The organism is uncultured Brevundimonas sp., from assembly GCF_937870815.1.
GTDB lineage: Bacteria > Pseudomonadota > Alphaproteobacteria > Caulobacterales > Caulobacteraceae > Brevundimonas.
This window is the reverse complement of the sequence record NZ_CALMZS010000131.1, coordinates 1-9,318: the sequence shown is the minus strand read 5'-3', so window position 1 is coordinate 9,318 and position 9,318 is coordinate 1. Positions and strand designations below refer to the sequence as shown.

At 69.2% G+C, this 9,318-nt stretch carries 11 protein-coding genes and 2 tRNA genes; 4 read left to right on the top strand and 9 right to left on the bottom strand.

Annotated features, from left to right (window positions below; genetic code table 11):
• The 3 genes from Q0588_RS08510 to Q0588_RS08500 all read right to left on the bottom strand — a co-directional run.
• A partial coding sequence (locus Q0588_RS08510; RefSeq protein WP_007443273.1) for a hypothetical protein occupies positions 1–77 on the bottom strand: 77 nt, incomplete at its 3' end.
• 49 nt (positions 78–126) lie between these two features.
• Positions 127–200 (bottom strand) — tRNA-Gly (locus Q0588_RS08505).
• A 91-nt stretch (positions 201–291) separates the two neighbouring features.
• A tRNA-Tyr gene (locus tag Q0588_RS08500) sits at positions 292–375 on the bottom strand.
• Positions 376–524: 149 nt separating this feature from the next.
• On the opposite strand from Q0588_RS08500, the gene rlmB reads away from it, so the two are divergent.
• Positions 525–1,400 carry a 23S rRNA (guanosine(2251)-2'-O)-methyltransferase RlmB gene (gene rlmB, locus Q0588_RS08495; protein ID WP_298745511.1) on the top strand — a complete coding sequence of 292 codons (876 nt, stop codon included), beginning with the start codon at positions 525–527 and terminating at the stop codon, positions 1,398–1,400.
• Here the strand turns inward: rlmB and Q0588_RS08490 are convergent.
• Both Q0588_RS08490 and Q0588_RS08485 read right to left on the bottom strand, forming a co-directional pair.
• Positions 1,397–1,744 (bottom strand): HepT-like ribonuclease domain-containing protein, encoded by a 348-nt coding sequence (locus Q0588_RS08490; RefSeq protein ID WP_298745510.1) that lies wholly within the window; start codon positions 1,742–1,744, stop codon positions 1,397–1,399. The two genes, rlmB and Q0588_RS08490, sit on opposite strands and share 4 nt — an antisense overlap.
• On the bottom strand, positions 1,734–2,018 hold the full coding sequence (locus Q0588_RS08485; RefSeq protein ID WP_298745509.1) for a nucleotidyltransferase domain-containing protein: 285 nt from the start codon (positions 2,016–2,018) through the stop codon (positions 1,734–1,736). The genes Q0588_RS08490 and Q0588_RS08485 overlap by 11 nt, the downstream gene beginning before the upstream one ends.
• Positions 2,019–2,104: 86 nt before the next feature.
• On the opposite strand from Q0588_RS08485, the gene Q0588_RS08480 reads away from it, so the two are divergent.
• Positions 2,105–2,968, top strand: coding sequence for a YjbE family putative metal transport protein (locus Q0588_RS08480; protein WP_298745507.1), 864 nt, complete (start codon positions 2,105–2,107; stop codon positions 2,966–2,968).
• A gap of 9 nt (positions 2,969–2,977) precedes the next feature.
• On the opposite strand, the gene Q0588_RS08475 is transcribed toward Q0588_RS08480, so the two are convergent.
• The 4 genes from Q0588_RS08475 to Q0588_RS08460 form a co-directional block, all read right to left on the bottom strand.
• The gene (locus Q0588_RS08475) at positions 2,978–3,427 is read right to left on the bottom strand and encodes a type II toxin-antitoxin system VapC family toxin (protein ID WP_298745505.1); all 450 of its coding nucleotides are present in this window, start codon (positions 3,425–3,427) and stop codon (positions 2,978–2,980) included.
• Entirely contained in the window at positions 3,427–3,669 is a 243-nt protein-coding gene (locus tag Q0588_RS08470) for a type II toxin-antitoxin system prevent-host-death family antitoxin (RefSeq protein ID WP_298745503.1), read from the bottom strand. Before Q0588_RS08470 ends, Q0588_RS08475 begins: the two co-directional genes overlap by 1 nt.
• Positions 3,670–3,722: 53 nt before the next feature.
• Positions 3,723–5,429, bottom strand: coding sequence for a methionine--tRNA ligase (gene metG / locus Q0588_RS08465; RefSeq protein WP_298745501.1), 1,707 nt, complete (start codon positions 5,427–5,429; stop codon positions 3,723–3,725).
• A gap of 119 nt (positions 5,430–5,548) precedes the next feature.
• Positions 5,549–6,886, bottom strand: a complete 1,338-nt coding sequence (locus tag Q0588_RS08460) for an MATE family efflux transporter (protein WP_298745499.1) — start codon at positions 6,884–6,886, stop codon at positions 5,549–5,551.
• A gap of 360 nt (positions 6,887–7,246) precedes the next feature.
• Between Q0588_RS08460 and Q0588_RS08455 the strand changes: the two genes are divergently transcribed.
• Together Q0588_RS08455 and Q0588_RS08450 are read left to right on the top strand one after the other, a co-directional pair.
• On the top strand, positions 7,247–8,839 hold the full coding sequence (locus Q0588_RS08455) for a carboxyl transferase domain-containing protein (RefSeq protein ID WP_298745497.1): 1,593 nt from the start codon (positions 7,247–7,249) through the stop codon (positions 8,837–8,839).
• 2 nt (positions 8,840–8,841) lie between these two features.
• A complete protein-coding gene (locus Q0588_RS08450) occupies positions 8,842–8,988 on the top strand; it encodes a hypothetical protein (RefSeq protein WP_298745495.1) in 147 nt (48 codons plus the stop codon).
• The last annotated feature ends 330 nt before the right edge of the window (positions 8,989–9,318 follow it).

The following is a 9,318-nucleotide window of genomic DNA, read 5'->3' as shown; positions in this document are numbered from 1 at the left end:
GTCTTGCCGTGGTCCACGTGACCAATCGTGCCGATGTTGCAGTGCGGCTTGGTGCGTTCGAACTTTTCCTTGGCCATGGCCAAAACTCCTGTGGCCCTGGAGGGGCGGTGGTCAGCGAGAGAAAATTGGAGCGGGTAGACGGGATCGAACCGACATCCTCAGCTTGGAAGGCTGCTGCACTACCATTGTGCTATACCCGCGCGGAGACTGCGTCGGCCAAGCCCCGCAGGGAACCTGACCTTCGCACCCGGCCTCCTCGAGGTCCGAACCGGTCCGGTCTTCGACAGCGCGTGGTGGGGGAAGCAGGACTCGAACCTGCGAAGCTTACGCAGCGGATTTACAGTCCGCCCCCTTTGCCGCTCGGGACATTCCCCCGCGCGCGATGTGAAGACCGATCCGGAACGCCCGAAAGCGGTCGAAAAGACCGTTCTCGAACAAAAGCCTTCGAAGTCCGGCAATCCCTGGTCTAGAGGAGGCGCCTGACCCGGAATGCCCTTGGGCCCCAAATCGGAGGGCGTCTTATAGTGTCGTCGACCAGAGAACGCAACGACCGGAAAACCGGTAAAAAGCAAGGCTTCCGGGGCCGTCCCGAGGGGCCGAAATCCGGCGGCTGGACGCCGAATCCGGCCGCCCGCGCGGCCGCCGAATCCGCCCCCCGCGAGCGCCGGCCCAGGGTCGACGCCGACCACTGGCTGTGGGGCCGCCACCCGGTGCTGGCGGCGCTGGCCAATCCGGCCCGCAGGGGCATGGGCCGGCTGCTGGCCACCGAGGACCGCGCCGCCGAGATCGAGCGCGAGCGGCTGGCCCCCAACGGCCACCGGGCCGAGATCGTCGACGGGCCGGCGCTGGCGCGGATGCTGCCGGCCGGGGCCGCGCACCAGGGCCTGGCCTTCAAGGTCCCGCCGCTGGAGGGCGTGGCGCTGGAGGAGTTCGCCGAGCCGGCGGCCGGGGTCATCGTCATGCTCGACCAGGTCACCGACCCGCAGAACGTCGGGGCCGTGTTCCGCTCGGCCCTCGCCTTCGGGGCCCGCGGCGTCGTGGTCCAGGACCGCCATTCGCCGGCGCTCGCGGGCGCACTCGCCAAGGCCGCGGCCGGGGCGACCGAGCGCCTGCCCTGCGCGCGGGTGACCAATCTGAGCCGGGCGCTGGAGCGGCTGGCCGATCTCGGCTGGCGCGCCGTCGGGCTGGACGGGGCGGCGGAGCAGACGCTGGAGGACACGCTGGACGGCCAGCCCACGGTGCTGGTCATGGGCTCCGAAGGCGACGGGGTGCGCCGGCTGGTGGCCGAGCACTGCGACGTCCTGGCCCGCATCCCCATGCCCGGCGGCTTCGAGAGCCTGAACGTCTCCAACGCCGCCGCCATCGCCCTGTATGAGGCGACGCGGAAACAGGGCGGCTAACCGATCCTGCCGCGCAATCCGGCCAAGGCGTTCGCCAACATCGGAACACTCTCCGTCGCCGTAACCCAGATCACGCCGACGCGCAGATGGCTGTATCCGTGTGCAATGCGGTGTCTGAGATTAACCACATCAGGCCATGGCACGTCGGGCAGTTCGGCCTTCGCCGCGTCCGACAGCAACCGCGCGCCCTCTCCGATCCGGAGCAAGCACATGCGGACCGCGTCATAGGCCAGCGCGTCACTCTCGAATGTCTCAGCCGAAGTCTGGACAAGGTGCCGCTTAAGCCGGTCGGCTGTGTCCAGCATCTCGTCCAGATGGATGCTGTCCGTTTCCTCAAACGGCAACGGACTCTCTTTCGGCCTTGGCGCGAATTTTTGGATGCATCACCTCGACCGAGCAGAATTCCACGGCTCGCCCCAGCCGCTCCCCCAGCAGGCGCTCCACTGTAAGAAATTCCAAACCCAGAGGCCGGGACGTATCGACCAGCAGATCGACATCGCTGTCGGGCCCCGCCTCGTCACGGGCATAGCTGCCGAACAGCCGCAGGTTCACGATGCCGCGTTCCTCCAGCCACGGCTTGAGGTCTCTGAGCTGGGCCAGCATGTTGTCGCGGGTCATTGGGTCACCTTACCGCATCTTCACCATTGGATGAAGGCGAGCCTGACCGCTTGCGGAACCGCCCCTCGCTGCCCTAGAGCGCGGCCATGGATTTCCTCTCCTCCCCCGAACTCGCCTCGCAACTGAGCGCCCTCGGCAAGGTCGTGATGATGGACCTGGTGCTGGCCGGCGACAACGCCGTCGCCGTCGGCCTGGCCGCCGCCGCCCTGCCGCAGGCGCAGCGCAAGAAGGCCATCCTGATCGGCCTGATCGCGGCCGTCGTCCTGCGCATCGGCTTCGCCCTGGTCACCGTGCAGCTGCTGGCCGTCATCGGCCTGCTGCTGGCCGGGGGCCTGCTGCTGCTGTGGGTGTGCTGGAAGATGTGGCGCGAACTGCGCGAGCGGGCCACCCACGACCAGGCCGAGGCCGAGCACGAGCTCGAACTGGCCCTCAGCATCGAACACGGCAAGGGTCCGTCGCCCGAGGAGCTGGGCCTGAGGCGCAAGAGCTTCGGCGCCGCCCTGCTGCAGATCATGATCGCCGACGTGACCATGTCGCTGGACAATGTGCTGGCGGTGGCCGGCGCGGCCTACGAATATCCGTGGATCATGGTCTTCGGCCTGGTGCTGTCGATCGGCCTGATGGGCGTGGCGGCGACCTATATCGCCCGGCTGCTGCACCGCCATCGCTGGATCGGCTACCTCGGCCTGGCCATCGTCCTGTACGTCGCCCTGCACATGGTCTGGGACGGCGCCAGGTCGGTGATCGTGCGGACTGACCGGATGGAGGAATTCAACGCCGCCGCCCCCGCCTTCCTCGACATCGGCGAGGCGGAGGCGGCCCACCACCTGCAAGGCGCGCCCGGCGAGGCGGAAGGCGCCGCCCCGACCCATGGCGAGCCGTCGCCGGAGGGGGCGCCTCCGGCGCGGACGATTCCGGCCCCGGCGGAAAGGACGGCGCCCGCTCCCTGACACGCCGATTCACGACCGATCGGCAGCAGGATGGGTCCAGGGCCGGACGGCCGGGTGGCCGAAAACGTCGCAGGCATGGCGTAATCCGTTGTCCAGGGTGCAGAGGGCCGCGCCGCGTCGCCACGCCATGGCGAAATGCAGCGCGTCGGGGCCCCTTAGAGCCAAGGCGTCGCTCGCCGCGAGCCGCGCCGCTTCCTCGAAATCCTCGGCTTCCGGCAGCCAGAGGGTCAGGCCGTATGAGGCGATCTCGGCGAACTGCGTCGTCGCCGCGGCCCGTTGCCCCTGGTCGATCTGATCCGTCGCCAGCTTGAAGCGCAGGGCGGCGGCGAACTCCACGCGCGTCCAATGGCTGATGGCGAGAACGCCAGCGTCCTGATCGGACATCCAGGCCTGCGTTCTCTCGCTGGCGGGCTCGCGCGTCAGGGCGGCGACCAGCACCGACGTGTCGACGTAGATCATCAGTAACGGTAGCCGTCGCGAACGCGGCGCATGAAGTCGCCTGCGGATTCCGTCTGTTCCCGCTGGCCATCGGTGGCCTTGCGGAGGTCTTCGATGTTGATCCGGGATTTTTCGGGCGACGCGGCGATCAGGCGCGCCACCGGCTTGCCGCGCTTCAGTATCTCGACGACCTCGCCGCGCTGGGCCAGGTCGACCAGTTCGCTCAACCGCGCCTTGGCCTCCGCGAGATTGATGGCGTTCATCGTGCGTCTCCTGACCATCTAGTTGGTCACTTTAGCACGAGCCGGCGGAGCCGTCAGCCCTCGGCCCCGCCGAAGCGCTCCGACCATTCCGCCACCTGGGCGTCCTCGATCTTGGTGAACAGCACCCCCTGGGCCGCCACCGCCGCGCCGCGCGGCAGCACGTCCAGCAGGGCCTCGTCCGCCGCCGGCCAGCTCAGATCTGTCGCCCCCACCGAGGCGGCGATCCTCTCCGCCGAGGACGGCATCACCGGCGCCGCCAGCCGGGCGAACAGGGCGACCAGGTTCAGGCCGGTGCGCACCCCGACCGCCGCCCGCTCCACGTCGGTCTTGAACGCGGTCCACGGGGCCGCCTCCTGCAGATATTCGTTGCCCAGCACCCAGACGGCGCGCACGGCCTGGCAGGCCTTGCGGAACTCCATGGCCTCGAAGGCGGCCGTGGCCTCGGCGACGCCGGCGGCGAGGTCGGCCTCCAGCCTGGCCTCCAGCGGCCCCGGCTCGCCGCCGTCCGGGACCACGCCGTCGAATTTCGACTCGGCGAACTTCACGATCCGGTTGACGAAATTGCCCAGCACATCGGCCAGGTCCTTGTTGGTCGAGGCCTGGAAATCCTCCCAGGTGAAGGCCGAGTCGGAATGTTCCGGCCCATAGGCGGTCAGGCGCCAGCGCCAGTAGTCGGCCGGCAGCAGCTCCAGCGCCTGGTCCATGAACACGCCGCGCTTCTGGCTGGTCGAGAATTTGCCGCCGTACCAGTTCAGCCAGTTGAAGGCCTTCAGGGTGTCGACCGTCTTCCACGGCTCGCCCGAGCCGAGCAGGGTGGCCGGGAAGCTGACCGTGTGGAAGGCGACATTGTCCTTGCCCATGAACTGGACATAGCGCACGTCGTCGGCGCCCTCGTCGGTGCGCCACCAGTCGCGCCAGGTCCGGCCGGTGGCCTCGGCCCATTCCTCGGTGGCGCCGATGTATTCGATCGGGGCGTCGAACCAGACGTAGAAGACCTTGCCCTCCATGCCGGGACGCGGGCCGCCGTCCGGCCCGACCACCGGCACGCCCCATTTCAGGTCGCGGGTGACGCCGCGGTCGATCAGCCCCTCGTCGAGATGCTTGAGGGCGATCGACCTGGCCAGGGTCTGCCAGTCGGTCTTCGACTCGATCCAGGCCCGGATGCGCGGCTCCAGCCTGGTCTGCAGCAGATAGAGGTGCCGCGTGTCCCGGACCTCGAGATTGCGCGAGCCCGACACCGCCGAATAGGGGTCGATCAGCTCGGTCGGGTCGAGCAGCCGGCCGCAGTTGTCGCACTGGTCGCCACGCGCGCCGACATGGGCGCAGTGCGGACAGGTGCCCTCGACATAGCGGTCCGGCAGGAAGCGGGCGTCGTCGACCGAATAGATCATCCGGTCGAGCCGCTCCTCGATCAGGCCGTTCGCCTCCAGCACCGCGGCGAAATGCTGGGTCAGCCGGTGGTTGGGCGGGTTCGACGACCGTCCGAACCAGTCGTAGCTGAGGCCGAAGGCCTGACCCGCCGCCTTCTGGATCTCGTGCTGCTCGTCGCAATAGGCGCGCACGTCCTGTCCGGCCGCGGCGGCGGCCAGCTCGGCCGGGGTGCCGTGCTCGTCGGTGGCGCAGATGTAGAGCACCTCATGGCCCTGCCCGCGCTTGAACCGCGCCCAGACGTCCGCCGGCAGCATCGACCCGGCCAGATTCCCCAGATGCTTGACGCCGTTGATGTACGGCAGGGCCGAGGTGATCAGGATGCGGGACATGGAATCCGAGGGACCAGGGGCTAGGTTCTAGGGGCTAGGGTGCAGTGGTTAGTGGCGAGGGTCGGGCGATATCGCAACCCCCGGCCCTTCCCTGGAACCTGGCCCCTGGCCCCTGGTCCCTACACAAGCCGCCTTGCCACCCTGACGAACCGCCCGGTCAGCAGCACCGCCGACACCAGGCTGGCGAGGATCACCGCCCAGACCAGGCCGTCGACCCCGATCGCGTGCGCCAGCCCCCAGCCCAGCGGCATCATCACCAGGATGTAGGCCCCGAAATGCATGATCGTCGGCCACCAGACGTCGCCGGCCGCGCGGTTGGCCGCGGCCGAGACCACCTGGATGCCGTCGGCGACGAAGAACAGCGTCGCCAGCACCAGCGCCGGCACGACCGCCGCCAGCAGGGCCGGGTCGCGGTTGTAGGCGGCGGCCACCCACGGCGCCGTCGGCCACAGCGCCAGCGCCACCAGCAGGGCCAGGGCGCTGACCACGCCGATCCCGACCAGGCCGGCCCGCAGCACGCCGCGCCCGTCGCCCGCCCCGTAGGCGCGCCCGACCAGCACCGCCGTCGCCGCCGACAGCCCCATCGGGACCATGAAGACGATGGCCGAGACGTTGAGCACTATGGTCCAGGCGGCGGTCTCGACGGCCCCCAGCCGGCCGGCGATGAGGATCAGGGCCGCGAAGGCCCCGGCCTCGATAAAATGGCTCGACCCGGCCCCGTAGCCGATCCTGCGCTGCTCGCGCTCGGCCGCGGCATCGCGGGCCGGCCGCCGGAACACGCCGATCTCCCGCGCCTCGGGCAGGCGCACGATGTAGACGATCAGGAACACCGCCAGCGAGGTCCGCGCGAAGAAGGTCGCCCAGGCGGAGGCCACCGCCCCGTCCAGCCCGATCCCGAGCAGGTCGGGCACCAGCAGCAGGTTCAGCGCCAGGTTGACGCCATTGGCCACCCACATGGCCCACATGCCGGCCCGCGGCCGGTGCAGGGCCTCGAGGAAGAACTGGGCCGCCACGCTGACCAGATAGCCGGGCATCGACAGGGCGAACACCACCAGCACCGGCGACGTCCCCCCGGCCAGCCCCTCGGCCAGCCCCAGCCGGCCCATCGCCCACGGGCCGGCCAGGATCAGTCCCAGCATCGACGCGATCCCCAGCTGCAGCGAATAGGCCAGGCCCCGGCGCAGCACCGCCCCCACCTCCTCCCGCCGGCCCTCGCCGAGGAAGCGGGCGGTCATCACCTGCACCCCCATCATCAGCCCGACCGCCGTGGTCACCACGGTCGCCGTCGGGGCCAGGGCCAGCGAACTGTAGGCCAGCTCAAGTCCCGAGAAATTGCCGACCACGATGACGTCGGTCAGCCCCATGGTCATGATGCCGATGCGCGCCAGCACCACCGGCCACGCGAGGTGCAGCAGGTCGTTCAGGGTGGCGCGGGTCTGGAGGCTGAGCACGGTCATGGGCCGCGCGACAGGCCACGGCGTGAGGGCGGGGTCAACTGGATTTGCGGAGAGCCGACATAAGCCGGCCTTCTCGCCGGGCGCGCGTTCGGGTGGTGCATCCGGTCTGGCGGGACTGGTTCGTCACAAAGGACACGAAGGATTCACGAAGGACACGAAGGTACGGAGCTCGTGGCGCCGCAGGCGTTCATCCGTTCGAAGGATTAGAGGCGCTTCGCGCGATCGAGACGCAGGTCCCTTTGTGTTCTTCGCGCCCCTTCGTGTCCTTTGTGACGAACCAGCCCTGCCGGCCTCGAACGACTCTCCCGAAACGCGGCCCTCTAACTTCCCCGCCGCCCCGAAGCCGCCTAAACCGGCCCCATGCCCAAGCTGACCTCCGCCGTCGATCCGAACAGCCCGGCCTTCAGGGCCCTCGACGCCCACAATCGCGCCCTCCGGGACGAGCTCCGCGAAAGGGTGGCGCAGGCCGCCCTCGGCGGTCCCGAGACCTCCCGCCAGCGCCACCTCGCCCGCGGCAAGCTGCTGCCCCGCGACCGCGTCGAACGGCTGCTGGACCCGGGCTCGCCCTTTCTGGAGATCGGCCAGCTGGCCGCGAACGGCATGTACAGGGGCGAGGCCCCGGGCGCCGGCATGATCTGCGGCGTCGGCCGGGTCTCGGGCCGCGAGGTGATGATCGTCGCCAACGATCCGACGGTGAAGGGCGGCGCCTATTTCCCCATGACGGTGAAGAAACACCTGCGCGCCCAGGAGATCGCCGAACAGAACCGCCTGCCCTGCGTCTATCTGGTCGATTCCGGCGGGGCCAACCTGCCGCACCAGGCCGAGGTCTTCCCCGACCGCGACCATTTCGGCCGCATCTTCTTCAACCAGGCGCGCATGTCGGCCAAGGGCATCGCCCAGATCGCCTGCGTCATGGGCAGTTGCACCGCCGGCGGGGCCTATGTCCCGGCCATGTCGGACGAGACGGTGATCGTCAGGAACCAGGGCACCATCTTCCTCGCCGGCCCGCCGCTGGTGAAGGCCGCCACCGGCGAGATCATCTCGGCCGAGGAACTGGGCGGGGCCGAGACCCACGGCCGCAAGTCCGGCGTGGTCGACCATGTCGCCGACAACGACGAGCACGCGCTCGAGATCGTCCGCACCCTCGTCGACGGCCTCAACACCGTGAAACGGGTCGACCTCGACGTGCGCGAACCGCGCGCCCCCGCCTTCGACGCCGAGGAGCTGTACGGCCTGATCCCCGACGACGTCCGCGCCCCCTATGACGTGCGCGAGGTCATCGCCCGTCTGGTCGACGGCTCGGAGTTCGACGAGTTCAAGGCCCTCTACGGCGCCACCCTGGTCTGCGGCCTGGCCCGCATCTGGGGCTATCCGGTCGCCATCCTCGCCAACAACGGCGTGCTGTTCTCGGAAAGCGCGCTGAAGGGCGCCCATTTCATCGAACTGGCCTGCAGGCGCAAGATCCCGCTGGTCTTCCTGCAGAACATCTCGGGCTTCATGGTCGGCGGCAAATACGAGGCGGAAGGCATCGCCAAGAACGGCGCCAAGCTGGTCACCGCCGTCGCCTCGGCCGAGGTTCCCAAATTCACCGTCCTGATCGGCGGCAGCTTCGGGGCGGGCAACTACGGCATGTGCGGCCGGGCCTACTCCCCGCGCTTCCTGTTCACCTGGCCGAACAGCCGCATTTCGGTGATGGGCGGCGAGCAGGCGGCGGCGGTGCTGGCCGCCGTCCATCGCGACGCCGACGGCTGGAGCGAGGAGGAGGCCGAGGCCTTCAAGGCCCCGATCCGCCGGAAATACGAGGACGAGGGCAACCCCTGGCACGCCACCGCCCGCCTCTGGGACGACGGCGTCATCGACCCGGTGCAGACCCGGGACGTGCTCGGGCTGGCGATCTCGGCCAGTCTGAACGCCCCGATCCCGGAGACGACGTTCGGCGTGTTCAGGATGTAGCGATGTCAGAACCCAGGATCACCGTGACCATGGACGCCTCCGGAGATGGCCAATCCGGGGAGGTGCGCATCTACGCCAACGAGGCGGGTGTTCAGGCGTTGATCCGGGAGCTGTCCGCCCTGAGTCGGACAAACGACCACTCCATATGATGTCGCCGAACTGGGGCGGCGAAGAACTGCGAGCCGTAGCCTACGCCCCCGGATGAGGTCGCGATGGACCATCTGAAGGTCATGGTCCGACCCGACGACTGGGACCGGGAATACTTTCCACATGTGTTGCCGACCGAGGACCGGTCGAAAGGCGACTGAACTCCGCGCTGTGCCGGAGATGCGTTGGGCGTGAGTATGTAGCTGCGCCCTTGTCATCCCGGCCGAAGCGAAGCGGAGAGCCGGGACGGGCAGACCTGAAACATGACCGGCCCGGAAGCTGCGCCAGCAGCTGTCCGGGCCACGGGTCGCGCCGGCTCGAACGGCCGACCT